The sequence below is a fragment of the Neorhizobium galegae bv. orientalis str. HAMBI 540 genome, assembly GCF_000731315.1.
GTDB lineage: Bacteria > Pseudomonadota > Alphaproteobacteria > Rhizobiales > Rhizobiaceae > Neorhizobium > Neorhizobium galegae.
On sequence record NZ_HG938354.1, the window covers coordinates 23,164 to 47,418 of the forward strand.

At 61.7% G+C, this 24,255-nt stretch carries 26 protein-coding genes and 2 pseudogenes; 6 read left to right on the plus strand and 22 right to left on the minus strand.

Annotated features, from left to right (window positions below; translation table 11 throughout):
• Window positions 1-30: 30 nt before the first annotated feature.
• From RG540_RS22570 to RG540_RS22580, 3 genes are all read right to left on the minus strand, one after another.
• Window positions 31-1,563 (minus strand): malonate--CoA ligase, encoded by a 1,533-nt coding sequence (locus tag RG540_RS22570; protein ID WP_041363749.1) that lies wholly within the window; start codon window positions 1,561-1,563, stop codon window positions 31-33.
• Complete coding sequence (locus RG540_RS22575) at window positions 1,563-2,936, minus strand: malonyl-CoA decarboxylase (RefSeq protein ID WP_046599266.1); 1,374 nt, start codon at window positions 2,934-2,936, stop codon at window positions 1,563-1,565. Before RG540_RS22575 ends, RG540_RS22570 begins: the two co-directional genes overlap by 1 nt.
• An 81-nt stretch (window positions 2,937-3,017) precedes the next feature.
• The gene (locus RG540_RS22580; RefSeq protein ID WP_041366210.1) at window positions 3,018-4,232 is read right to left on the minus strand and encodes a polyhydroxyalkanoate depolymerase; all 1,215 of its coding nucleotides are present in this window, start codon (window positions 4,230-4,232) and stop codon (window positions 3,018-3,020) included.
• Window positions 4,233-4,349: 117 nt separating this feature from the next.
• On the opposite strand from RG540_RS22580, the gene RG540_RS22585 reads away from it, so the two are divergent.
• From RG540_RS22585 to RG540_RS22600, 4 genes are all read left to right on the plus strand, one after another.
• Window positions 4,350-5,003 carry a glutathione S-transferase gene (locus RG540_RS22585; protein ID WP_041366211.1) on the plus strand — a complete coding sequence of 218 codons (654 nt, stop codon included), beginning with the start codon at window positions 4,350-4,352 and terminating at the stop codon, window positions 5,001-5,003.
• 24 nt (window positions 5,004-5,027) lie between these two features.
• Window positions 5,028-5,867, plus strand: a complete 840-nt coding sequence (gene kynA, locus RG540_RS22590; RefSeq protein ID WP_041363751.1) for a tryptophan 2,3-dioxygenase — start codon at window positions 5,028-5,030, stop codon at window positions 5,865-5,867.
• Window positions 5,868-5,941: 74 nt separating this feature from the next.
• On the plus strand, window positions 5,942-6,751 hold the full coding sequence (locus RG540_RS22595; protein ID WP_041363753.1) for an AraC family transcriptional regulator: 810 nt from the start codon (window positions 5,942-5,944) through the stop codon (window positions 6,749-6,751).
• A gap of 113 nt (window positions 6,752-6,864) precedes the next feature.
• Window positions 6,865-7,287, plus strand: coding sequence for a VOC family protein (locus tag RG540_RS22600; RefSeq protein WP_041363754.1), 423 nt, complete (start codon window positions 6,865-6,867; stop codon window positions 7,285-7,287).
• Between the two features lie 16 nt (window positions 7,288-7,303).
• Here the strand turns inward: RG540_RS22600 and RG540_RS22605 are convergent, their stop codons facing one another.
• From RG540_RS22605 to RG540_RS22635, 7 genes are all read right to left on the minus strand, one after another.
• On the minus strand, window positions 7,304-7,627 hold the full coding sequence (locus RG540_RS22605) for a hypothetical protein (protein ID WP_041363756.1): 324 nt from the start codon (window positions 7,625-7,627) through the stop codon (window positions 7,304-7,306).
• Between the two features lie 73 nt (window positions 7,628-7,700).
• Entirely contained in the window at window positions 7,701-8,636 is a 936-nt protein-coding gene (locus RG540_RS22610) for a 2-hydroxyacid dehydrogenase (RefSeq protein WP_041363758.1), read from the minus strand.
• A gap of 38 nt (window positions 8,637-8,674) precedes the next feature.
• On the minus strand, window positions 8,675-9,454 hold the full coding sequence (locus tag RG540_RS22615) for an amino acid ABC transporter ATP-binding protein (protein ID WP_046599270.1): 780 nt from the start codon (window positions 9,452-9,454) through the stop codon (window positions 8,675-8,677).
• Between the two features lie 46 nt (window positions 9,455-9,500).
• Complete coding sequence (locus RG540_RS22620; protein WP_041363760.1) at window positions 9,501-10,301, minus strand: transporter substrate-binding domain-containing protein; 801 nt, start codon at window positions 10,299-10,301, stop codon at window positions 9,501-9,503.
• Window positions 10,302-10,352: 51 nt separating this feature from the next.
• Complete coding sequence (locus RG540_RS22625) at window positions 10,353-11,009, minus strand: amino acid ABC transporter permease (protein WP_080725151.1); 657 nt, start codon at window positions 11,007-11,009, stop codon at window positions 10,353-10,355.
• Between the two features lie 16 nt (window positions 11,010-11,025).
• Window positions 11,026-11,694 carry an amino acid ABC transporter permease gene (locus tag RG540_RS22630; protein ID WP_041363762.1) on the minus strand — a complete coding sequence of 223 codons (669 nt, stop codon included), beginning with the start codon at window positions 11,692-11,694 and terminating at the stop codon, window positions 11,026-11,028.
• A 100-nt stretch (window positions 11,695-11,794) separates the two neighbouring features.
• Entirely contained in the window at window positions 11,795-12,841 is a 1,047-nt protein-coding gene (locus RG540_RS22635; RefSeq protein WP_041363763.1) for a LacI family DNA-binding transcriptional regulator, read from the minus strand.
• A 153-nt stretch (window positions 12,842-12,994) separates the two neighbouring features.
• On the opposite strand from RG540_RS22635, the gene RG540_RS22640 reads away from it, so the two are divergent.
• Window positions 12,995-13,234, plus strand: coding sequence for a type II toxin-antitoxin system VapB family antitoxin (locus RG540_RS22640; RefSeq protein WP_041363765.1), 240 nt, complete (start codon window positions 12,995-12,997; stop codon window positions 13,232-13,234).
• Window positions 13,235-13,296: 62 nt separating this feature from the next.
• Complete coding sequence (locus RG540_RS22645; RefSeq protein WP_244446742.1) at window positions 13,297-13,668, plus strand: type II toxin-antitoxin system VapC family toxin; 372 nt, start codon at window positions 13,297-13,299, stop codon at window positions 13,666-13,668.
• A 183-nt stretch (window positions 13,669-13,851) separates the two neighbouring features.
• Here RG540_RS22645 and RG540_RS22650 read toward each other — a convergent pair whose 3' ends face one another.
• The 12 genes and pseudogenes from RG540_RS22650 to RG540_RS22705 all read right to left on the minus strand — a co-directional run bounded on the left by RG540_RS22650 (window position 13,852) and on the right by RG540_RS22705 (window position 24,211).
• On the minus strand, window positions 13,852-14,673 hold the full coding sequence (locus tag RG540_RS22650) for an inositol monophosphatase family protein (protein WP_041363766.1): 822 nt from the start codon (window positions 14,671-14,673) through the stop codon (window positions 13,852-13,854).
• A complete protein-coding gene (locus RG540_RS32445; RefSeq protein WP_041366214.1) occupies window positions 14,673-15,671 on the minus strand; it encodes a LacI family DNA-binding transcriptional regulator in 999 nt (332 codons plus the stop codon). The genes RG540_RS22650 and RG540_RS32445 overlap by 1 nt, the downstream gene beginning before the upstream one ends.
• 6 nt (window positions 15,672-15,677) lie before the next feature.
• Window positions 15,678-16,415, minus strand: a pseudogene (locus tag RG540_RS32450) (glycerophosphodiester phosphodiesterase); the annotation flags it as partial.
• Between the two features lie 8 nt (window positions 16,416-16,423).
• The gene (locus RG540_RS22665; RefSeq protein WP_041363768.1) at window positions 16,424-17,479 is read right to left on the minus strand and encodes an ABC transporter ATP-binding protein; all 1,056 of its coding nucleotides are present in this window, start codon (window positions 17,477-17,479) and stop codon (window positions 16,424-16,426) included.
• The gene (locus RG540_RS22670) at window positions 17,479-18,336 is read right to left on the minus strand and encodes a carbohydrate ABC transporter permease (protein ID WP_041363769.1); all 858 of its coding nucleotides are present in this window, start codon (window positions 18,334-18,336) and stop codon (window positions 17,479-17,481) included. The genes RG540_RS22665 and RG540_RS22670 overlap by 1 nt, the downstream gene beginning before the upstream one ends.
• A gap of 2 nt (window positions 18,337-18,338) precedes the next feature.
• Window positions 18,339-19,640 carry a carbohydrate ABC transporter permease gene (locus RG540_RS22675; RefSeq protein ID WP_041363771.1) on the minus strand — a complete coding sequence of 434 codons (1,302 nt, stop codon included), beginning with the start codon at window positions 19,638-19,640 and terminating at the stop codon, window positions 18,339-18,341.
• Between the two features lie 128 nt (window positions 19,641-19,768).
• Window positions 19,769-21,115 carry an extracellular solute-binding protein gene (locus tag RG540_RS22680; RefSeq protein WP_041363773.1) on the minus strand — a complete coding sequence of 449 codons (1,347 nt, stop codon included), beginning with the start codon at window positions 21,113-21,115 and terminating at the stop codon, window positions 19,769-19,771.
• Window positions 21,116-21,371: 256 nt separating this feature from the next.
• Entirely contained in the window at window positions 21,372-21,692 is a 321-nt protein-coding gene (locus RG540_RS22685; protein ID WP_041363775.1) for a BrnA antitoxin family protein, read from the minus strand.
• Window positions 21,689-21,936 (minus strand): annotated as a pseudogene (locus RG540_RS22690) (BrnT family toxin). The gene RG540_RS22685 and the pseudogene RG540_RS22690 overlap by 4 nt, the downstream one beginning before the upstream one ends.
• Before the next feature lie 72 nt (window positions 21,937-22,008).
• Window positions 22,009-23,070, minus strand: a complete 1,062-nt coding sequence (modC, locus tag RG540_RS22695; protein WP_041363776.1) for a molybdenum ABC transporter ATP-binding protein — start codon at window positions 23,068-23,070, stop codon at window positions 22,009-22,011.
• On the minus strand, window positions 23,067-23,768 hold the full coding sequence (gene modB / locus RG540_RS22700) for a molybdate ABC transporter permease subunit (RefSeq protein WP_041363778.1): 702 nt from the start codon (window positions 23,766-23,768) through the stop codon (window positions 23,067-23,069). The genes modC and modB overlap by 4 nt, the downstream gene beginning before the upstream one ends.
• 215 nt (window positions 23,769-23,983) lie before the next feature.
• Entirely contained in the window at window positions 23,984-24,211 is a 228-nt protein-coding gene (locus tag RG540_RS22705) for a hypothetical protein (RefSeq protein ID WP_041363779.1), read from the minus strand.
• Between the last annotated feature and the right edge of the window lie 44 nt (window positions 24,212-24,255).

A 24,255-nucleotide genomic window follows, 5' to 3' on the forward strand; every position in this document is an offset into this window, starting at 1 on the left:
TGAACCGTCAAGTCCCAAAATCGCGATCGCCTATTTTGCGGCCGCTGCTGTGGGCTCGAAAGTTCCGGAGAACTGATTGCGGAGTATATTCTTCTGCACCTTGCCCATCGTGTTGCGTGGCAATTCGGTCATAAATGCCACCTTTTTCGGGCGTTTATAGCCCGCCAGACGGCCGTCGAGCGCCTTGATGACCTCCTGTTCGGTCAGTTGGGCCTCCGATTTCAGGACGATCGCGGCAATGATGCCCTCGCCGAAATCCGGATGCTTGACACCGAACACGGCACTTTCGATGACGCCGGGCATGGCGTCGATCTCCATCTCCACCTCTTTCGGGTATACATTATAGCCGCCGGTGATGATGAGGTCCTTGCCGCGGCCGACGATATGGACATAACCGTCCTTGTCGATCTTTCCGAGGTCGCCGGTGATGAAGAAGCCGTCCTTGCGGAATTCCGCCGCGGTCTTTTCCGGCATGCGCCAGTAACCCGAAAACACGTTGGGGCCGCGCACCTCGATCATGCCGATTTCCTCGGTGCCGAGGGAGGCGCCTGTTTCGGCGTCAGTGACCCGAACCTGGACCCCCGGCAACGGGAACCCGACCGTGCCGGCGACACGCCGACCGTCATAGGGGTTCGAGGTGTTCATGTTGGTTTCGGTCATGCCGTAGCGCTCGAGGATGGCGTGACCGGTGCGTGCCTGCCATTCCTCGTGGGTTTCGGCCAGAAGCGGCGCCGAGCCGGAGACGAAGAGGCGCATATGGGCGGTGCTGTCCCTGTCGAGCCCCGAATGTTGTAGCAGCCGGGTGTAGAAGGTCGGCACCCCCATCAGCACGGTCGCCTTCGGCATCGCCTCCATGATCTTGTTCGGATCGAATTTCGCCTGGAAAATCATCGAGGCGCGCGAGGCGAGCACGACGTTGGTGGCGACGAAAAGCCCGTGGGTGTGGAAGATCGGCAGCGCGTGGATCAGCACGTCCTTGTCCGTGAAACGCCAGCTTTCCACCAGCGACACCGCGTTCGACAGGAGGTTGTCGTGGCTGAGCATGGCGCCCTTGGAACGCCCGGTCGTGCCGGACGTATAGAGGATCGCGGCGATATCCGCCCCGCCCCGCGCCGAGGTTTCGGTTATCGGCGTGGCTATGGCGGCGGCATCGGTCAACGTCCCCTTGCCTGCCAGGTCGAGCGTCAGGATCTTCGCGCCTGCCGCCTTGGCGATCGGCTGCAGCGCTTCGAATCTCGAGGGATCGCAGACGAAGATCGAGGGCTCGGCGTCGGTGAGGAAATATTCGATTTCCGCCGGCGTATAGGCGATGTTGAGCGGCAGGTAGATGCCGCCTGCCCTGACCGTCGCAAGATAAAGCGCCAATGCTGCGACCGACTTTTCCGCCTGGACGGCCACCCGGTCGCCCGGCTGCAGGCCGGCTTCGAGAAGCGCTCCGGCGAGCCGCGCGCATTGATCGGCGAAAGCGCGGTAGCTCATGGTACCGACCGTTTCGTCCGTCAGGAGCAGCCGGTCCTCCCGGTCGAGCCCGCCGAGCAGCGCGTCGTAGAGATTACCAGCCATCAAAACACCTCCTGGGAAACCGGTTGGGCCAGTTTGCGCAGCGCCGGCGTCGCCGCGATATGGCCGTTTTCGGCATAAGCCTCGTGATTTTTCTCGATCTCGCCGAGCCGGTAGCGATAGTTGATCATCAGGCCGTAGGACTGGCGCATGCCCTTCGGCGAACGATCGCCGAGGAAGTTGAGGCGCTCGGCCTGGGCGCCGTTGCCGAGGTGGAACCGCGCGACCGGATCGACCGGCCGACCGTTGCCGCGCCGGACGTTCAGCAGGTAATGCGCGCCGAGCGGCAGCATGGCGCGCTGAATCTGGTCGAGTTCGCGCTCGCCGGCCGATGCCCAATCCCCTTCGAGCTGGGCCAAAAGCCGCTGCTTTTCTCGGGCGATCTCCGCGCTGTCGGTGACACGGCTCTCGCCACGCAGCCAGGCGCCGAAGCCCGGTATGGGAGAGAGCGTCACGAAATTCTCCAGCCGCGGCAGGTCGCGCTTCAGGTCGTTCACCACCTGCTTGATCAGGAAGTTGCCGAGCGAAATGCCGGCAAGGCCGCGCTGGCAATTGGAAATCGAATAGAACACGGCGGTCGTCGCCTGCTGCACTTCCAGCGGCTGGCGATCACGGGCGAGGAGCGCGTCGACCGAAGCCGGCAGGTGGTCGGTCAGCGCCACCTCGACGAAGATCAGCGGTTCGTCCTCCAATTGCGGGTGGAAGAAGCCGAAGCAACGGCGGTCGGCCGGCGCCAGCCGTCGGCGCAGATCGTCCCAGCCGTCGATATCGTGCACGGCCTCATAGCGGATCAGCGCCTCCAGGATATTGGCGGGCGTGGTCCAGTCGATCGATCGCAACATCAGGAAACCCCGGTTGAACCATGAGGAGAAGAGATGGCAGAAATCGAGGTCGACCGGCTGCAGCGCCGGTTCCTTGGCCAACATGTCCATCAGGTGCTCGCGCATCTCGACCAGCGTTGCGGTGCCGCGCTTGGCGAAATTGATGCGGCGGAAAAGCTCCTGCCGGCGCGGCTCGGCCGCCTCGTGCAGCCTAGCAATATTCTCTGCGCTCGGCTCGGTGTTATAGGCGGCCGCCGCGGCATCCAGGACCGTGCGATCGGGGCCGAAACGGTCCAGCAGCGCGCGCATGAAGGCGTCACGCTCCGGGGCACTTGCCTGGCGGTAGGCTTCGAGGAAGGCTTCGGCAAGAATGGCGCCGGAGACCTCGCCGCGGCGCGACAGGATCATTTCGGCAAGGCCGGTGAGATCGCGGTTCTGCACCGGCGGCGATGAAAGGCCGAACAAGGCCCGACCTCGGCCGGACAAAGACTGGATCAGCTCGCCGATAAACGGAGGAGCATCCCACCAGCCGAAAACCGGATCCCTACTGCTCATCTTTTTTCTCCTACCCCTTCATTGCATACAACAGATGGGTGATCGTATGCAAGCGAAGGTGCAAGGCTGGCGCCTGTCGCGCTATTCCATGGCGAGGATCATGTTGCGGACGACGGGATAGATTTCCTTCTCCCAGCGGCGGCCGCTGAAGACGCCATAGTGTCCGACATTGGCCTGCAAATGATGGCGGCGCAGGTGCGGGCGTAGCGAATGACAGAGGTCATGGGCTGCAGACGTCTGGCCAAGCCCGCAGATATCGTCGCGCCCGCCTTCGACGGTCAGCAGCGCCGTGGCGCGGATATGGTTCGGGTCCACCTTGCGGCCATGGTGGGTGTAGTTGCCGCTCGCCAGCTCCGCCCTCTGGAACACCCGATCGATGGTCTCGATATAAAATTCTTCGGTCATGTCGAGCACGGCGAAATATTCGTCGTAGAAATGCTTGATCTTGTCCGCCTCGGCGGTCTCGCCATTGGCGAGGTGGCGGTAGAGCTTGCGATGCGCCTCGACATGCCGCTCCATGTTCATGCTCATGAAGGCGACGAGCTGCAGGAAACCGGGATAAACGCGCCGCCCGCTGCCGGGAAAGCCCATCGGAACACCGGTGATCAGCTCGCTCTTGAACCAGGACAGCGGCTTTGAGACCGCAAGTTCGTTGACCTTGGTCGGGCTCTCGCGGGTGTCGACCGGTCCGGCCATCAGCGTCATGGTGCGCGGAGTTGCCGGGTTCTTTGCCTCCGACATCACCGCAACGGCGACGAGCGCCTGTACGCAGGGCTGGCAGACGGCGAGGATATGTCCGCGCGGACCAATCTCTTCCAGGAAGCGGATAATGTAGTCGACATAATCGTCCATGCCGAAGCGGCCGGCGGACGTGGATACGTCCCGCGCATTGGCCCAGTCGGTGACGTAGACGTCATGATCCTTCAGCAGCGTCTGGACGGTGCCGCGCAGCAGCGTCGCGAAATGGCCGGAGAGCGGTGCGACCACCAGCACCCGCGGACGGGGCGTATCGACATCGGCCACAAAATGCAGGAGCCGGCCGAAGGGCAGGTCGAGCGCCGTCTCGACTGATATCGGCACGTCGCGATTGCCGATCGTCACCGAGGTGATCTCGAATTCCGGCCGCTCGTGAGAAATCTTGAAGCGGGACATCAATTCCAGTGCTGCGGCAGCATGCCGACCCATTTCGGAGCCGGCGCCGAAGAACAATGTCGAAGACATCAGTTGCAGGCGTCGGGCCATATCCCGTATCGGGGCGAGGAGGTCGTCCTGGAATTGATAGGCCTGATAGAGCATGAACATGTCCCCGCTCACCGCAAAAATGCGGCAGTGCAAAAATGCTAGTGCAATATGTCTCGCGATGCGAGAAGATTGTCTTCGGACTGCATGATTGTCCGGCAAGGATTGAAACTGATGACGCAGGCGGCACTGACGATCTCCTCGAAAAATTATTCCTCCTGGTCGCTGCGCGGTTGGCTTCTGTGCCGCATGGCGGGGCTGGATTTCGAGGAAGTGCTGGTGGAGATGAACGACGACGCGCGCCAGGAGCTGCTGCTCCTGTCGCCCTCCGTGCTGGTGCCGCGGTTGACCCATGATGGCGTCAACGTCTGGGATACGCTGGCGATTGCCGAATATCTGAACGAAATCACGCCGGATGCCGGTCTCTGGCCGGCCGACATTGCCGACCGCGCCCGTTGTCGTGCGGTCTCCGGGGAAATGCATTCGGGCTTCCACAACCTTCGCTCGGCCCTGCCGATGAACCTCAAGGCCCGGCACGAACGCTTCAAGATCTTTTCCGGCGCACGGCCGGATGTCGAGCGGGTCAAGGCGATCTGGACCGAATGCCTGGAGGCAAGCGGCGGACCTTGGCTGTTCGGCGCTAATCCGACGGTGGCGGATGCCATGTATGCGCCGGTCTGCAGCCGCTTCCGTACCTATGCGGTCGAGCTTGAACCGAAGCTTGCGGCTTACGCCGACGCTGTCCTCGCCTGGCCTCTGATGCTCGAATGGACCGAAGGGGCGCTTGCGGAACCGGACGAAATCGTCGAGTTGGAAGTGGAATTCTAGACCGCGAAAGACATATCGGACATTATGAGCTCGAAACCTTACGATCCCGGCGAAGACGGCGCGGAAATGTCTTTTCGCGAGAAGATGTCCTATTCCGACTACCTGCATCTCGAAAAGGTGCTCGACGCGCAGGAGCCGATCTCGGCGGCGCATGACGAACTGCTGTTCATCATCCAGCACCAGACGTCCGAATTGTGGATGAAGCTTGCGATCCACGAGATCACCTCGGCGATCGAAGCCATCCGCAACGATGATCCGCAACCGGCCTTCAAGATGCTCACCCGCGTCGCCCGGATTTTCGAGCAACTCAACAATGCCTGGGACGTGTTGCGCACCATGACGCCCAGCGAATATACGGAATTCCGCGCCTCGCTCGGCCAGTCTTCCGGCTTCCAGTCCTATCAGTATCGGGCGATCGAGTTCCTTGCCGGCAATCGCAACGTGGCGATGCTCGGGCCGCATGCGCATCGGCCCGATATCATCGAGAAGCTGGAGGGCATCCTTGCCCACCCGAGCCTTTACGACGAGGCGCTGATGCTGCTTTCTCGGCGCGGCTTCGATATCGGCGAGGACGCAGCAAGAACCGACTGGCGCACAAAACGACCTGAGAACGAGCAGGTGCTGGAGGCCTGGAAACAGGTCTACAGTGCGCCCGGCACCTATTGGGAGCTTTACGAACTCGCCGAAAAGCTGGTCGACTTCGAGGACTATTTCCGCCGCTGGCGATTCAACCATGTTACCACGGTGGAACGGGTGATCGGCTTCAAGCGTGGCACGGGCGGCACGTCGGGAACGTCGTATCTGAAGAAGATGCTGGAGGTCGAACTGTTTCCCGAACTCTGGCGGGTGCGTACCGTTCTGTAAGCCGAGTGAAGCTGGAAGCTGCCGGTTGGTGATCTTCTCGAGCCGGGCTATGTTGGCTCAAACGCGAGGAGCCGATGCGCGCGAAGGGACGAAACGGATTTCGGATGTTTCGATGCGGCATGGCCGGCGTGCAGGCGGTCGTGGCCCGCTCCGACCACCATTTTGCCCGTCACACCCATGACCAGTACGGCATCGGCGTGATCGAGAGCGGCGCCCAGAAGTCCGCAAGCGGACGCGGTCCGGTGGAAGCCGGACCGGGCGACGTCATCACCGTCAACCCCGGCGAAGTGCACGACGGCGCGCCGATCGGCGATGAAGGGCGTTTGTGGCAGATGCTCTATTTCGATCCGGATGTGATCGCCCGTGCCGTCGCCGATATCCGCCAGGGCAGGCCCGGCGATTTCGAATTTGCCGATCCGGTGCTGCGGCAGCCGCCGCAGGCCGCGACGATGCGGCAGCTGTTCACGGCGATGACCGTCGAGCAAGCCGGCGCCGAACTCCGCCGCCAGGAATTGCTGCTGACGCTGCTGGCCGAGGTGATGCGGGACGCACCGGAGCCGAAACCGGTACCGCAAGCGATCCGGGCAGCGCGCGAGCGGATTGATGACGATCCGGCCAAAGCGGTCACCCTTGCCGATCTGGCGGGCCTTGCCGGCCTTAGCCAGTTCCAGCTCCTGCGCGCTTTCGACAGGGCAATGAGGCTTACCCCGCATGCCTACCTGATCCAGCGACGTGTCCAGCTGGCGCGAAAACTGATCGCCGGCGGGGCGGGACTTGCGGAGGCGGCGCTGGCCAGCGGCTTTGCCGACCAGAGTCACATGACACGCGTCTTCACCCGCAGTTTCGGGATTTCCCCACGCCTCTACGCGGTTGCGGTGCGTTGATCGCAGACGTACAGCAGCTTTCGCGGAGGACAAGCGGATGACGCTTGCTCTCCATTGCGGGAATGTTAGGCTTTGCCTTCGGATATCCATCTGACACCGGGAGGGCTCAGACAATGGCCGCATGCTTCAGATACATCGTCAACGATGTAAAGTCGGCGATTGACTTCTACTCAGCACACCTTGGCTTCAAGCTCGAGATGCACCCCGCCCCGCCTTTCGCGGAAATCTCACGTGGCGACATGCATCTCTATCTCTCCCAGCCGAACCCGCGGGGTGGCGGCGGTGCGCCGATGCCGTCCGGAGAGCAGCAGGCACCCGGCGGGTGGAATCGCATCCATCTGACCGTCGACGACCTGGATGGGATGGTTGAGCGGCTGAAACTGGCCGGCTGCGGCTTCCGCAACGAGATCATCCAGGGGACGGGCGGCAAGCAGATTTTACTGGAGGATCCGTCCGGAAACCTGATCGAACTGTTCGAGCCGAACACGCCCGCTTATCGCGCCCCCGGCTCAGGCACGAAGACCGCCGGCGGTTGACCGGCGGTCGACGAACTCAGGACAGCGCCAGATCGAAGACGTGGTGATGGATGTGGCCGTCGAACATGTCCAGTAGCCCCTTGGTCATGTCCCGGCTCTCGTAGCGCACGGGCGATTCCAGCGCCGCGGCCAGCGCCTCGCGGCTTTCGTACATGGTCGACAGCACCATCGGATAGGACGGTGCACCTTCATCGCGCGCGATATTGTAGAGCACGCGCACTTCCTTGATGCCCGGAAAAGCCAACCACATAGGCATCAGCTTCTCGGCCACATAGGTCTTGAACGCCTCTTCCTGGCCGGCATGGATCCTGCCTTCGAAAAAGGCCTGACGGATGATCATCTTGTTTCTCCGGCTCACTTTTGCGCTGCGCAATTCCGAACGGAAAACCGCTTCACACTTTTCCTGGAATTGCTCAATTGACGGTGGTCGGCGGCTTTTCGCCGGCGAAATGCGCGGCGATATTGGCAAGCACCAGCTCCCCCATGGCGACGCGGGTCTCGACCGTGGCGCTGCCCTGGTGCGGCATCAGCACCGTGTTCGGCGCGGTGAAGAAATCTTCGCGAATGCGTGGTTCGTCGAGATAGACGTCGAGACCGGCTGCGCCGATCGTGCCGTCGTTGAGGGCGGCGAGCAGCGCGTTTTCGTCGACGACGCTGCCGCGGGCGATATTGATCAGGATACCCTTCGGTCCCAGCGCCTTGAGAACCTCACCATTGACGATGTCTTTCGTCTGCGCATTCGCGGCAACGATGACGCACAGCACGTCGCTGTCTTGCGCCAGTGCCACCGGCGAGGCGCAGGACTTCCAGGTCGTGTCCTTGACCGGCGAGCGGTTCCAGAAGTGCACGTCCATGCCGAAGGCTTCGGCGCGGCGGCCAAAGGCCTTGCCGATCTGGCCGAGGCCGAGAATACCGAGACGCTTGCCCTTGGGGCTATGCCCAAGCGGAAAGCCTTCCTTGCCCCATTTGCCGGCGCGTACGAAGGCGTCGCCCTTGGCGACATGGCGTAACACGCCGAGCATCAGCGCAATGCCCATGTCGGCGACGTCATCGGTCAGCACGCCGGGCGTGGTGGTGACGTCGATATTGCGGCTGCGGGTGAATTTGAGATCGACCTTGTCGGTGCCGACGCCGTTGATGGCGATGACGCCGAGCGACGGCAGCTTCTCGATCCATTCGTTGGAAAGGCCAGTGCCGCCGCCGGTCGCGACCGCGCGGATGTTCGGCAACGCCGCTTCCAGCGTTTCCTTCTGCGCCGGGTCATACAGTCTATGCACGGTATAGGCGGCATCGAGCTGGTCTTCGATGAACTGCATCATCGGTTCCACAAGCAGGATATCTGGTTTCATGTCCGGAACTCCTTAATTTCAATGAGTGGCAGCAGCGTTCAAGAGATCTGTCCGAGGAAGATCTTCAGGCGCTCGTTCTTGGGATTGCCGAAGAATTCTTCCGGCGCGGCGGTTTCGAGGATCTCGCCGCGGTCCATGAAGATCACCCGGTCGGCGACCTGGCGGGCAAAGCCCATTTCATGAGTGACGCAGAGCATGGTCATGCCCTCCTTGGCGAGATCGATCATGGTGTCGAGCACTTCCTTGACCATTTCCGGATCAAGCGCCGAGGTCGGCTCGTCGAACAGCATGATCTTCGGGTTCATGCACAGCGCCCGCGCGATCGCGACACGCTGCTGCTGGCCGCCGGAAAGCTGGGCGGGATATTTTTCCGCCTGTTCGGGAATGCGCACCCGTTCCAGGTATTTGCGAGCGGTCTTCTCCGCCTCGACCTTGGAAATGCCGCGCACCTTCATCGGCGCCAGCGTACAGTTTTCCAGGACCGTCATATGCGGGAAGAGGTTGAACTGCTGGAAGACCATGCCGGTCTCCTGGCGGACGATATCGACGTTCTTGCCGCCGGCGGTCAGGTCATGGCCGTCGACGACGATTTTGCCCTTCTGGATCGTCTCCAGCTGGTTGATGCAGCGGATCAGCGTCGACTTGCCGGAGCCGGAAGGGCCGCAGATGACGATCCGCTCCCCCCGGTTGACCGACAGTTCGACGTCCTTCAGCGCGTGAAAGCCGCCATACCACTTGTTGACGCCTTCCATCCTGACGGCGAGTTCGGAAGTTCCTCGCGTGGCCGCGGCCGATGCGTTTGCGTTCACCTCAGTCATTGCGAGGAACTCCCTTTCGATCTCAGTTCTGGGCGTGGTTCTGGTCTTACTTGGCGTTGGCGACGAAGTCCGGCAGCGGAGCGCCGAGCCACTTTTCATGGATCTTGCCGAGTTCGCCATTGGCCTTCACCTTGGCGATGAAGGCGTTGACAGCCGTCAACAGCTCGCTCGAGCCCTTGCGCACGGCGATCCCCTGAACCTGCTGGCTAAGTTGAAGCTTCTGGGTGAACCGGCCGGGAGCGGCCTTTTCGATCTGGGCGGCGACAACGTTCGAGACGCCGATCAGCTGTACCTGGCCGGACAACAGGGCCTGTACTGCGCTGGCATCGTCGTCGAAACGCTGGATCTTGGCATCCTTAGGGGCGATCTTGGTGACGCCGGTATCCTGCGTCGAGGCGCGGGCGACGCCGATCGTCTTGCCGGAGAGGTCTTCCGGCTTGGAGACCTCGGTCGCCTTGGCGCCGAACACGCCGATCGAGATGCCGGCATAGGGCTGCGAGAAGTCGACGCTCTTGGCGCGTTCTTCGGTGATGCCGAGCGAGGCGACAAGCAGGTCGACCTGGTTGCTCTGCAGGTAGGGAATGCGGTTCGGGCCGGTGACCGGAACGATCTGCACCTTCACGCCGAATTCCTTGGCGAGCAGCTTTGCCACGTCGGCGTCATAACCGTCCGGCTCGTTCGAGGTGTTCATGATCCCGAACGGCGGGAAGTCGACCAGCATGCCGATCTTGACGGTGCCTGCGGATTTGATGCTCTCGACGGTCTGCGCCGATGCGGTGGAGGCGCCTGCGCCGATCATCAGGCCTGCGCCGATGACGGCCATAACCATGCGTCTAGAAATGTTCATTTTCCTACCCTTTTCTGTTGCACCGGTTTCCTCCCTCCGGCTCGGGTCCCGTCAACGTGCCGTTGCGCGGGAAAATCTGAGTTCCATGCGTCGCGCCAGCACCGAAAGCGGCCAGCAGAGGACGAAATAGACCGCGGCTACCGTGCCAAACACCATGAACGGGCTGAACGTGGCGTTGTTGATGATCTGGCCCTGGCGGGTGAGTTCGGTAAAGCCGATGATCGCTGCCAGCGAGGTGCCCTTGATCAGCTGCACCAGGAAGCCGACCGTCGGCGCCACCGCGATCTTCGAGGCCTGCGGCAGGACGATGTAGCGCATCCGGTTATAGTAGCGCAGGCCAAGCGCGGTCGCGGCCTCCCGCTGACCCGGCGGCACCGCCTCGATGCAGCCGCGCCAGATTTCGCCCAGAAATGCGCTGGCATGCAGGGTAAGCGCGACGGTTGCGGCAAGCCATGGGTTGATGGCGAAACCGAGGATGTTCATGCCGAAAAACACCAGGAAGAGCTGCATCAAGAGCGGCGTTCCCTGGAAGACGCGGATGAAGCCGGTGGCGATCCGCCGCGGCCATTTCGCATCCGAGACGCGCATGAGCGCGATCAGCAGCCCGCCGATGCCGCCGCCGGCAAAGGCGATCGCCGACAGCGCAATGGTCCACTGCGCGGCAAGCACGATGATCCAGAATTCGTTGATGCCGAAAGGTCTGATCAATGGCATGGCCAGGCTCCTATCGGCTCAACGGATATTTGAAGGCGGCCTTCTCGATCATCGAGAAGATCGTCGAGAAACCGACCGACATGACGAGGTACATGATCGTGATGACGATATAGACCTCGAAGCTCGCGAAGGTCTGCGACTGCAGATTGTTGCCGGCGGCGGCGAGGTCGTCGGCCGAGATCGCCGAGACGACGCTGGAGGTCAGCATCAAATAGATGAACTGGCTAGTCAGCGACGGATAGACGGTGCGCAGCGCCGGTTTCATGATGATGTAGCGGAAGATCTGCAGCTTCGAGAGGCCGAGCGCGGTGCCGGCCTCGATCTGCCCCTTCTGGATCGACTCGATGCCGGCGCGGATGATTTCCGTGCCGTAGGCGCCGAAATTGACGACCAGCGCCACGAGCGCCGCGCTGTTCGGCGTTAAAAAGATCCCGAGCGACGGCAGGCCGAAGAAGATGAAGAAGATCTGCACCAGGAACGGCGTGTTGCGGATGATCTCGATATAGGCGTCGATGACCCAGCGAAGCGGCGCAATGCCCGAGGTCTTGCCGGCGGCGCACGCGATCGAGACGATCAGGCCGATGATCATCGCCGCCACCGAAAGCTGGATCGTCAGCCAGGCGCCGAGCAGAAGCTGGTCGAAACCCGCAAATACGGGCTCGAAATTGAAATTGTACAACTTGGGACCTCCCCAATGATGTCGAAAGAGCGCCACTCCTCTGCGGCGTCAGTTCATTTAGATCGATCTAAAAGCTTTCCGTCCGGACGTCAACCGAAAGCTATCGGGATTGTTGCAAGGCCGAGACGGCGACCGGCCCGCAGGATTGGCGGATATGCAAAACCGTTTCATTCACAACCCTGTGAGACGGGCGGATGGGATCGGCCAACCGGTCGAGGAGAAGCCGGGCCGCATTCCCGCCGATCGCCACCGGCCCGGTGGAAACGGACGTAAGCCTCGGCCGCATCGCCTCCGCGTCGGTCACGTCGTCAAAACCGATCAGCGAAAAATTCTCGCCGACCTTCAGGCCCCGGTCGTAGAGGCCGGCGGAAAGGCCAAGCGCGATCACGTCGTTGAAACAGATCACCGCCGTCGGCTGTTCCCCCTCACCGAAGAGGAGATGCGCCGCATCGGCAATTTCGCCGATCTGGATCGGCAGACCCACGATCAAGTTCGGATCGAGCCCGCGTGATTGCATGGCATCGCAAAATCCCTCGACGCGCTCGCGATAGGCGGAATGGATCGGCCCGTGGACGGCGAAAGCGATCGTCCGGTGGCCGAGCGAGGCCAGATAATCCACTGCCTGACGCATGCCAGCCGCATAATCGGAACCGGCATAATCGACTTCCTCGGAGATCTGGCGGAGCACCTGCACCAGGGGTAGATCCCAGTCGGCGAGCTGGTGAAGGAACGCGGGTTCGGTGCCGGCCGCCGGGCAGATGATGACGCCATCGACGCCGTGCTCGCGCATCCGCCGCATCACCATGTCCTGGCGTTCGACGAGATCGCCGCTGTTGGCAAGGATCACCACCATGCCGGCCGAATCGATCACCGCCTCGATGCCGGAGAGCAGTTCGGCGAAGAACGGGTTCGTCAGATTGGGTACGATGACGCCGACGGTGTGGCTGCGCTCGGCCCTGAGCCGGGCGGCCCCCATGTTGTAGACATAGCCGAGCTCGCGCATCGCCTGCTCGACGCGCGCCCGCGTATCGGCACCGACCAGCGGGCTCTTGCGGATGACGAGCGAGGCGGTTGCGCGGGACACATTGGCGCGCCGCGCTACGTCGAGAAGCGTCACACGGCTTTTCTTTTTGTCTTCGAATGGCATGGATGTCATTTAGCAGAGGTGAAATCCGAATGCCAGTGAGCCGCATAGACAAGAAAAACAGTAGGTTAGTCCTGGCGGATCACTCCGATAGCGACCAATTGGCAAGGATATGAAAACGAGGATATTATAATATCCGCTCAAGGATATGCTTAGATGCCTCTCTACATCAAGGACCCCGAAGTCGACAAGCTCACGGCGGAACTTGTGAGCCTCATCAAGACGTCCAAAGTAGACGCAGTGAAGACGGCGTTGAAGCACGAGATCGCCAGCCGCAAAGGCAGCTTGCCCATTCGCGACCGGTTGGCAAAATCTCTGGCGATGGCCCGCGCTGCGGGACCATTCGCACCCGGCGACCACAAGCGCGCGACCGATGAAATGTGGGACGAAGACTGATGCTGTTCATCGACGCATCCATGATCGTGGCTATCCTTGCGGAAGAGTAAGACCGTGATGAGTTGCTGGACCGTATCGGCCAAGATCCTGGTCCGTTCTATGTGTCATCTGTGGTGCGGATGGAGGCCTCGCTTTCGCTGACACGCCGCAAGGCTGGGGTAAGTGGCCGAGACAAGCCCGCCACCCCCGAAATGCTGGCGGAGTCTCGCCGTCTGGTGGACCAGTTCATTGCCGATCTGGAGGCCCGGGACATCATGATCAGCGGAGACGTGGGGACAAAGGCCTTGGACGCCGCCCAGGACTTCGGCAAGATCGTCAACCACCCCGCAAAGCTCAATATGGGAGATTGCTTCTCCTATGCCTGCGCAAAGGCTTATAGGACCAAGGTTGCCTATAAGGGCAACGACTTCGCCTTGACGGATATAGGCTGGTGAAGCCAAGCGGTTGAGCGCTCATCGGCGGGAGCGGCCCGGCCTAATGCTACGATCCAATGCCAAGCTTCAGCCGCCACACCGACAGTTCCGACAGAATGTAGAGTCCCGTTTGGATTGGCGAAGGGGAGCCGGTTGTCGCTGCGGATCTTCCATGTCGCGCGATGCGTCCGCTATCTGCCTGCTTCACTGCCCGGCAGCCAGGCCTTCCATTTCCATTAGGAAGGCGAATTCGCCGGCAAGCCCCGGCGAACAGGCGACCACCGGCCCACCCCGAGAAAGCAGATCCTCGAGCGGCGGCACGGCGATCGTCGCACCCGCTTCCGATGCGATCAGCACGCCGGCGAGCATGTCCCAGGAGGAAAGGTGCCGTTCGTAATAGAGGTCGGAAACACCTTCGGCGACGCGAACCAGGCCGATCGCTGCGGCTCCCATGCGGCGGTAGTCGATGCCGCGCTCGTAGAGTTTTCGGGAGATGGCGAGGTAGTCCTCGAAATCAGTGCGTCGGGAATGGCCAAGAATGGCGATCGCGTGGTTGGGATCGCTCGTCTTGGCCGCTGTGATCGGCTTGCCTTCCTTGAAGGCCCCCTCGCCGCGGATCGCATGGAAAACCCGGTCCTGCGCGGCGTCATAAATCACGCCCACCAGGATCTTGCCGCCGGAGATGAAGGCGATCGAGACGCCCCAATGGCGGAAGCCACGGATGAAATTGGTTGTGCCGTCGATCGGATCGACGACCCAGGTGCCGCGTTCTCCGGACTGCCCGCCGCCCTCTTCGCCCAGGAAGGAATCGTCGGGAAATTCGCCGAGCAGGGATGCGCGGATCGCTTTTTCAGCCCGTTTGTCGGCGACGGTGACGAAATCCTGCAGGCCCTTGTTCTCGACGCCGAGCGTTTCGGGAAGCGCCTCGGCGCGGAAGGCGGCTGCCTCCATGCCGACCCGGCGAGCGACCTCGATTGCGGTCCTGGCGCGGGATTGCAGGGAGGAGAGATCGAATGCAGATGCCATTATGCACTTCTTCTTTTGATCAGCGTCACCGGTGTGAACTCCACTCTTGCGACGGCGTCCGGTTCGGACATGCGGCTGGTCAGGAGATCGATCACCTGTTCCGCCTGTACGTCGCAGGGCTGTACGAAGGTGGTGAGGTCATAGGCCGACCAGCTTGCCTGAGGGATGTCGTCATGGCCGATCACCTTGACAGAACCGTAGCTCCGGCCGGCCTCGGCGAGCCCGTCGAGGACGCCGCAGGCCATGTAGTCATTGACCGAAAACACCCCGTCGATGCCAAGGTCGATCAGAGCCTGCGCCACCTCGTGCCCATGGGCGTAGTCGTTGATGGCGACCGGGATCAGCGGCGCATCGAGCCCGAGCATCTGGCAGCGGCTCTGAAAAGCCTCGGCGCGACGGCGCGAGGAATAGGAGACGGCGGTGCCGGCGATGACAGCAAGCTTTTTGGCACCCGCTTCGACGAGATGGTCGACGGCCGTGTAACCCGACATCCGGTCATCGGAGACAACCCGGTCGACGAAGGGAAAATCCTCGCCCTTGTTGACCAGCACGATCGGCACGCCCTCGACCGCGCATTCCTCGAAAATATGCGAGGGCGGTGCATCCGAGGTGATGATGACCCCGGAAACGGCGTAATGCAGCAATTGGCCGATGACCGTGGCGCTGTCCGCTTCCTTGGAGGTAGGCAAAAGGATCGGTCGGTAATTGCGGGCGATTAGCGCGCGGGCCAAATTTTCGAGCTGCTGGGTGCGAAACGGATTGTCGAGGCCGGCGGCGACCAGGCCGACGAAATCGGAACGCTTGTTGGTGAGGCTGCGGGCGAGATAATTGACCCGGTAGCCGAGTTCCTTGGCAGCCTGATACACTTTCTGCCGGGTTTTTTCCGAAACGCTGGCATCCGGCGTGAAGGCGCGCGACACGGCGGCGCGGGAGACGCCGGCTGCACGGGCGACGTCGAAGGAGGTCACGCGGCGTGGCTCGCGGGACATGCCGCTCATTTCCCTCGGCCGCATCAGGTCCGGCAGGTCGGTGCAGATGCCGAGCACCGGCAGGACCATGATGTCTTTCAGGACATCCGGCCGCTCCTCGTGCCAGAGCACGATTTCCTTGCCCTCGGCAAAAGCCCTGTCGATCAGTTCCTCGGTAACGAATTCCTGCGGCGTGTCGCTCGCTTTTTCCCAGCACAGATGCAGGATGTCGGCGCCGGCCATCTCGCCTGCCGCATGCGGATCATGACCGACGCGGATCAGCACCGAAAGCGGAAAATCGCAGCCCATCTCCCGCAGCTCGCGCACCTGCGCGACATCGAAGGAACCGAGACAGGCGAAACGCTGGCCCATGTCCTTCAGGTGCTGCCAGCAGAGCGGCCCGGTGCCCGGCCGTTTCAGTTCGACATAGAGGCCGCAACCGGTCTCCCGCCCGAGCGCGGCGACTTCCGCGAAACTCGGCACATCCGGCACCGCCTCGCGCAGCTCCGTAAAAGTCATCTGCGAGATAAACAGGTCCTGCTGGAAGACCCGTTGCAGATGATCGTCATGGGAAACGACGACCACGCCGTCAGAGGTCATCTGGGTGTCGAGTTCCCACATTTCGGCACCGAGTTCCGCTGCGCGGCGGAAAGCAGTGAGCGTGTTTTCCCGTTCATGGCCGCTCGCGCCGCGATGGCCGATGCAGAATGGCAGCCGGCCCTTCCCTTCCGGCCAGCCGAATTTTCCGAAGAAGGCGGAGAAGTCGTGCATCAGAGCCTCCATCACAATCTCTGTCCGTCTTCTGCAAAGACAAAGGTCGAGGCGCTGTCCAGGTTCCAGCGCACGCTATCACCCGGCTTCACATCGTCGCGCACCGGCTGGATCGAGCGCAGCACGGAACCGTCCGGCAGAATGACATCGTATAGATTTTCGCGGCCTTGAGTTTCCGCAAACACGACTTTGCCTTCTACGGGCACACCGCCCGCCGTGCCGAAATGTTCCGGGCGGACGCCAAGGCTGAGCGCGGTTCCATCCGGAATGCCCGAAACTGTGGCAAGCGGCAGGCGCAAACCGTTTTCACCGAGCACGAATGCTCCCTGCTGGGCCTTGCCCTTGAGGAAGGAGATCGGCGGATTGCCGAGGAAGCTGGCGACGAAGGACGTGCGCGGATCGCTATACATCTGCGACGGCGTGGCGATCTGGACGATCTCGCCCGATTTCATGATGGCGATGCGATCGCACATCGACATCGCCTCGACCTGATCATGGGTGACGAGGATGGCGGTGATGCCGGTTTCCTTCTGCAGCCTTCGGATTTCCGAGCGCATTTCGAGCCGCAGTTTCGCGTCGAGATTGGCGAGCGGTTCGTCGAGGAGCAGCACGTCCGGGCGGCGGATCAGGGCGCGGGCGAGCGCCACGCGCTGCTGCTGGCCGCCCGAAAGCTGCGCCGGGCGCCGGGCGAGGAGATCTTCGATATGGACAAGCCCCGCGATGTCCGCGACCTGCTTTTTGATATCGGCGGAGGCAACCCGCTTCACCATCAGCGGGAAGCCGATATTCTCCTCGACCGTCATATGCGGATAAAGCGCATAGGATTGGAAAACGACGCCGACATTGCGTTCCTGGCTCGGCAGGTTGGTGACGTCCCGATCGCCGAACAGGATGCGGCCTGCAGTCGGCCGGTGGATGCCGCAGACAGCAAACAGCGTCGTCGACTTGCCGCAGCCGGAAGGCCCGAGCAGCGCCAGCATCTCGCCGGAGCCTACTTCGAGATCCATATCCTCGATGACCTTGGTGGAGCCGAAACTCTTGGAAAACTTGTCGAGCAGTATACGCATCAGCCCTTGGTGCCTCCGCCATAGATGTTCATGAGATGCTTCTGGAAGAAGACATAGAGGATCAGCACCGGCACGACGTAGAAGACGCCGACGGCCTTGAAGGTGCCGAAATCGAAATTGTTGTCGTCGATGATCAGGCCCGCCAGATAGACCGACAGGACCTGCACCTTTGCGCCTGGCGCCAGCACCTGCGGCAGGATGAATTCGCTCCAGCCGGTGAGGAAGGAAAACAGCCCGAGCGCCATCACCGCCGGTTTGATCTGCGGCAGCACCAGCCGGCGCCAGACCGTGAAGCGCGAGGCGCCGTCGACGGTGCCGGCCATCTCGATCTCCCAGGGCACGGTGTCGTAGAAACCCTTCATCAGCCAGATGCCGAGCGGCAGGTCGATCGCCGCCTTCACCAGGATCACCCCGATCAGCGAATTGTAGAGGCCGATCCACTGCAGCACGATGAAGATGGCGATGATCAGCGTCACCGACGGAAAGGCGTGCAGCACCATCACGCCGGCGAGGAAAAAGCCGCGCGCCGGCACGTTGAGGCGCGACAGCACGTAACCCGCCATCGACGAGACCGTGAGGATGACGCCGGTGATGCAGCTTGCGAAGATGAAGGTGTTGAGCGTGACGAGCCAGATGTTCGGCTTGCCGGTCTTGGTCTCCCAGAGGAAGCTCCAGTGGCGCAGCGTGAACTCGTTCGGGATCAGCGAGCCGACTTCCGTGTCGCTGATCGTGTCGATGAAGAGATAGGCATACATCACCAGCAGCGGCAGGCTGAAAAGGCCGAGCAGCAGGATCACGGGCAGGCTCGAAAAATTCGCCGAGGTCGCGTTTGACGAAATTTGCGGTTTTTCGGCCATGCTCAATCCTCGATCAGCGGTTTGGAGATCAGCGTGTCGTAGCGGAAGATGCGCAGGTAGATGAGCGACAGCACGATCCCGACAACCACCAGCACCAGCGCCATGGCGGCGCCCAGCCCGTATTCCAGGTTGCCGGTATAGTTGTTGAGCGCGGTGTGGTAGGCGGCGAGCGACCAGACTTCGGTCGCGCGCCCCGGCCCACCGCGGGTCGAGAGGAGGATTTCGTTGAAGGAGGCGAGCAGCGACAGGGTCTGGTAGCAGGTGACGAACAGGATCGGCCAGCGAAGCTGCGGCAGGATGACGTGGCGGACCTGCTGCCAACGGCTGGCGCCATCGACCTCGCTTGCATGGAACTGCGTCTGCGGGATCGCCTTGATCGCGGAAGAGAAGACCAGCATGCCCATCGAGGCGCCGATGAAGCCGTTGATCAGGATCACGAAGAACCAGGCGTTATAGGCGCTGTCGAGCAGGTAGTTCTTTGGCGGATAACCGAACTGGCCCATGAACATCGAGATGAAGCCGCTGTCCCAGGTCAGCCATTTCCACATCAACACGTAGATGACCACCGGCGTGATGCGCGGCAGCAGCCAGATGGCGCGGAAGATGGATGCGGTCGAAGCCGGCATGTAGTGGGTGGTGATGGCGAGGAAGAGTGCATAGCTGACATTGAAGACGAGCAGCGTCGTGGCGACGTAGAAGGCGGTGTTGAGGAAGATCGACGCCATGTCCGGCGAATTGCCGATGATCCGGAAGTTTTCCGTCGTCCACACCCAGCCGGTATAGGTAGCCTTGGCGACCGTCTGCTGTTCGGCTGGCGTCAGCGTGAAGCCGAGCTTCTTGAGGTTCGCCATCAGCTCGTCGCGGGTCTCGAAACGGGTATTGAGAACCGAGCGGTTGAAGAGGTCGGAGATCTGCTTGACCTCGCGGGTCGAGGGCCGGTCCTTCAGCGCCTTGATCACCCGTTCCGCCTCACGCCGGGACGGGAAGACCTCGCCCATGTGGCTGGATCGCAGTTCCGCGGTGAATCCGGCCTTGAGCTTCAGGGCATCGAGGGCGACAAGGCCCTCCTCGTCGATCACAAAGCGCGGCTCGGCAATGCCACCCGCAAGGTCCGGCATCTCGGCCTTTAGACGGTTGACGGCACCTTGCGTGACCTGCCAGGCCCCGCCGGAAATGCCGGTCGCGGTCGTCATGTTGGTCATGGCGAAGATGGCGGTCAACACGACCGGCACCAGGAAAAACAGGAGGATCATGACCGCGGCGGGCGCGATCATCACCAGTCCGAGCGTTCGTGACGTTCGCATGGGTGAAGCCTTGGGAAACGGATGGGATGCGGGCGGCGGAGCGAGCGCCGCCCGCAGTTCGGGGCAAGGAGTTTCGCCCGGATCGGTCGGCGCCCTGCGTCAACCGGTGGAGACACAGGGCGCTTGCTTCAGCGGATGATGATCGCTGCGCCGAGCGTCGACTTCAGCTCGGTTTCGGCATCGTTGACCGCGGCATCGGCGGTCTTGGCGCCGGTCCAGGATGCTTCGAGGTTCTTCCACATGATCGTCCAGTACTTGCCGAAATCAGCATTGTTCGGCATGGCGTTGGCATGCGGCAGCAGGCGCTCGGTGGCTTCCGAAGCCCAACGGTTGGCGGTGTAGAGGTCGACCTTGGTTTCGGAAGGCGAGATGCCGAGATGGGCGGACTTGATCGCATGCAGCGCGTTGATGCGCGGCTCGGAGGCGATCTTGATCAGGTCGGCCGCGATCTGCGTCTCTTCTTCGGTATGGCCGGCCATCAGCAGGTAGGCGAGCGGGTGGGTCAGCGTGTTGGCCTTGCCACCGTCGCCGGCCGGCGTCAGGGTGAACTGAACGTTGCCGAAAAAGTCCTTCAGGCCTTCCTGGTTGACGAGGCGGGCATAATGCCAGGTGCCGCCGTGCCAGATGCCGGCCTTGCCGGTGGCGACTTCCTTCCACCACTGGTCGCCCGGCATGCCGATATGGTTCTTCTTGGTGACGCCGGCCTTCACGAGATCGGCGAAATACTGGTAGGTGCGCTTCATCGCGGCCTTGTCGAAGACGAGCTTGCCTTGCTCTTCCATCACGCCGCCGAAGGACGTGTAGAACTGCCAGTAGTCCGGGCCGTTATTGGTGCGTGGATAAAAGCCGTAGCCCGCCTGGACGAGGCCCTTGTCCTGCATCTTCTTGGCGTCTTCGAGGACGTTCTTGAGGGTATATTCGCCCTTTTCGACCTTGGCCGGCAGAGCCTCGATATCGGCATCCGAATAGCCGATCGCCTTCATGTAAGGCTTCCAGAAGAAGAACGGGCGGGATTCGGCGTCCTGCGGAATGCCGTAGACGGTGCCGTTGAAGGAGGTGATCTCCATCAGGTTCGGATAGATGTCGCTGATCGGCCAGCTATCGAGGTCGATGAACTTCTCGACCGGAACGATGAGGCCGGCCTGGGCCCAGGGGCCGATGTCTTCATGGCCGGTGGCGACGATGTTCGGAGCCTTTTTGGCTTCGGCAGCCAGCGTCAGGGCCTGCTTGAAGTCTTCCCAGCCGGAATAGGGCGTCTTCTGGACGATGATGTTGAGCTGTTCGCCGCGGATGGCAGCTTCGCGCTCGAGAATATCGGCGGCGATGTCGAACGCATCGGTGCGGTAGTTGTCGTTCGGCCCGGAACCGCCGGACCAGACGGAGATGGTGACATCCTTGGCGGACGCGAAGACCGCCGTCGAGGCGAAGAGAACGGCCGCGAGCGTGGCGGATTTGAGTATCGGAAGAACAGTCATGGTTTACTCCCCGAAGAGCGAAATGGCTTCTTCCGAACCCTGAAAGACCTGTCGGCCGGGGCTTGCGGAAGCGCTGAAGATCATCAACAGGAAGTGGTCTAGCGGCGCTCCTTAACACCCGGATGACAAAATGTACGCGTGTGCAAAATTTCTTCGGAGGGGTAATTTACAGGGTCGGCGCTGACACGAGCCAGAGCACCGCAAGACGAACACGCCACCAAGCGGCTGCTCGGCACCCCTCGGAATTCGGGTTCGATTATATTCCCGCAGCCTTCCGCAGATCGTCGTTCATGCGGGATTGCCAGCCCTTGCCCGTCGCCTTGTAATGCTCAACAAGGTCGGGATCGAGACGGATGGTTACTGGTTGCTTCGTCTTCTCCAGCGGCGGCCGGCCGCGCCTTGCGATCTCCCGGTCGATGCTGGCGGCGAGATCGGGAAAAACTTCGCGAAACGGTCTCGCGTTCTTGAAATCGTCTTCCGTCCATTCGGGATTTTCCGGATCGGAGGCAATCATTCGCTGGATCTCGGCCTCTTCCTCGTCTGTGAGTGGTCTTTTCGAAGAGAACTTGGTGCTCATGGGAGCTTCCTTTCCTTGCGGCTTGCCGGACGCATGGAGATCACCGACAGCGCTTGCGAACCGAGCGGTCGAAAGACGACCGCAATGATGATCAGGCCGTTCAGTTCTCCGATCGCCTTGAAGCGGTCTTGCTTGGCCGGTCCGATCTTAGAGGACTGAAAGAACTCGAGTGCGAGATCGGCAAAGTCCAATCCGTGCTTGGCCAATTGTTCTGGCGCTTGGACTCGTCCCAGGTGATCTTCATTAAATGTATGTACAATAATGCGGGCGACTAAGCAAGAATTATTCGTACGTACAATATTTGACAAGAACGAGTTTATCGCTCCAGCGCAACCGTCTTGATCACCGCAAATACCGGCTTTTCGAGCTTCAGGTCGAGGCGTTCGACGGAAAGCGCGGTGATACGGGCGAGCACCATGTCGTCGCCGCAGCGGATGCGGATGCGGACCATGCCGTCGCCGTCCGGCTCGATCGCGGCGATTATGCCCTCAAGGATATTGAGCGCGCTCAGGCCCTCCGGTCGCTGGGTGGCGACCATCACGTCGCGTTCGGGGATATGCACGCGCACGCTTCTCCCCTCTTCGACCCGCGCATTCGGCACGACGATCTGCGCCTGCGAAAGCCGGATCGTCGCCAGCCAGTGCGGGATATCGATCGTTTCGACCGTACCGGTCAGCACCGCGCCGGCATCGCGTCGATCGGTCGAGGGCAGCGACAGGACCTCGGATGGCGTGCCGACCGCCTCGACCCGGCCGTCCTTCATCATCACCACCCTGTCGGCAAGCCGCGCAACCTCAGATACCGAGTGGCTGACATAGACGATCGGCGTCGAGGTTTCGTCGCGCAGTCGCTCGAGATAAGGCAGGATTTCCGCCTTGCGCTGGTCGTCGAGCGCGGCAAGCGGCTCGTCCATCAGAAGGAGACGCGGGGCGCACAGCAGCGCCCGACCAATCGCGACACGCTGTTTTTCGCCGCCTGAGAGTTTTCCGGGCCGCCGGACGAGCAGCGCGCCGATGCCGAGAAGTTCAACGATGCGGTCGAAATTCTCGGTCTGCATTGTCTTCGGCGCGAACCAGCGGCCGTAATTCAGGTTCTGGCGGACGGAGAGGTGCGGGAAAAGCCGCCCCTCCTGGAATACGTAGCCGAAACGGCGCCGATGCTTTGGCACGAAGATCCGGTTTTCAGTGTCGAGCAGCACCTCGCCATCGACCATCAGCCGCCCGTGATCCGGCTTGGAGAGCCCGGCAATCAGCCGAACGAGCGACGTCTTGCCGGAGCCCGAAGGCCCGAACAGCGCGGTCACGCCGCCATCAGAGGTAAAACCCGCATCGAGGACGAACTCCCCCAGCGCCTGCCGCGCCTGAACGATCAGGGTCATTCGATATGGACCCTCTTGCCGACCAGATAGGCCATGAATTCCGAGGCGAGGAGTGCCGCAAACGAGATGGCGATCGCGACCAATGTCAGCCTCATCGCGCCCGCATCGCCGCCTGGTACCTGGGTAAATGTGTAGATCGCCGCCGAAAGCGTCTGGGTTTCGCCCGGTATGTTGGAGACGAAGGTGATCGTTGCGCCGAACTCGCCCATCGCCTTGGCGAAGGCGAGGATCATGCCGGCGATCACGCCCGGCAGGATGAGCGGCAGTGTCACGGTCATGAAAACCCAGGCGGGGCCGGCACCGAGCGTACCCGCTGCCTCTTCGAGCTTGCGGTCGACCGCCTCGATCGACAGCCGGATGGAGCGCACCATCAGCGGGAAGCCCATGACGCCGCAGGCGAGTGCGGCCCCCGTCCAGCGGAAGGAGAGAACGATGCCGAGATATTCGTTGAGAAAGGCGCCGATCACACCGCGCCGTCCGAACAGGATCAGCAGCAGGAAACCGATGACGACCGGCGGCAGGATAAGCGGCAGGTGGACGACGCCGTTCAGGATCGACTTGCCCCAGAATTTTCCGCGGGCAAGCAGGTAGGCGACGAGAAGGCCGAACGGCAGGCTGACGATCATCGCGACGGAGGAAACCTTCAGGCTGAGCCTGATTGCGGTCCATTCCTCGTCACTCAGCACCAGCCAGTCCAAACGCCTATCCCACCCGCAGCCGCAATGCAATATATCACCTTGGATATATCGAGACGGATCGGATGGCTAGGTCTTCGCGGGAAAGTTATCGGAAGCGTACTGAAAAGGCGGTGGGAGAGCGCCGGATTGACCGCTGCTCTCCCTGCACCATCGCATTCACAAGATGGATTGCCTCGGACGAAGGCCGTTAAGCCTTTGTCTCTTTGCGCGGCTGGTTAGCGGTTGTCGCGGCTCGTATCGCCGAAGATCGACGGGTTTTCCTGGCGATCGTTGTCGCGGATCTGAATGCTGCCGGTGCGCACGCCGTCTAAATTACCGCCGTTGATCTGGGCGGAAGCATGTGCCTTCGAGGTGCCTTCATAATAGTCGCCTTCGGCGAGAGCCGAGCCTGCGAAGGAAGCTGCGGCGATCATGGCGGCGATAGCGGAGATGGAAGTCTTCATTGTCCTAGTCCTTTTCAGAGTTCGTCCGGGGCTGAAGTTTGCGA